The organism is Pseudomonas sp. MD330_10 (assembly GCF_042610415.1).
Classification (GTDB): Bacteria; Pseudomonadota; Gammaproteobacteria; order Pseudomonadales; family Pseudomonadaceae; genus Aquipseudomonas; species Aquipseudomonas rhodesiae.
This window is the reverse complement of sequence record NZ_JBHGZU010000061.1, coordinates 1-306: the sequence shown is the minus strand read 5'-3', so window position 1 is coordinate 306 and position 306 is coordinate 1. Positions and strand designations below refer to the sequence as shown.

The window sequence follows — 306 nt, the reverse complement described above, 5'->3', positions numbered from 1 at the left end:
CAACAGCACATCGATATCCAGGGGCAACCCTTTTCGATCAGGCGCATAGCGACCGTTATCCGCATCAATCGACTTCAACCGGCGATCCAGCACCATCAACGGAAGGACGGTATACGCCGACACGACCAGGTTGAAGAACGGCCCGCTCTTGATACCGACCGGCTGGCTCTCGAACACTGCCGAACAGCGTACATCCACCAGATAGCCCGCCAGCGCATCCAGCCCCGCGCGCAAGTGGCGTTCGCGCTCTATATTGCTGCCATGGCCAAGGTAAATCTGAGTTAGCGACATCCGCGCTCGATCTCC

General features: G+C 58.5%; 1 protein-coding gene. It reads right to left on the bottom strand.

Annotation, left to right across the window (positions count from 1 at the left end; genetic code table 11):
* Positions 1–291: 2-amino-4-hydroxy-6-hydroxymethyldihydropteridine diphosphokinase (locus ACFZPT_RS26615; protein ID WP_379559115.1), on the bottom strand; the 291-nt coding region annotated here is incomplete at its 3' end.
* Between the last annotated feature and the right edge of the window lie 15 nt (positions 292–306).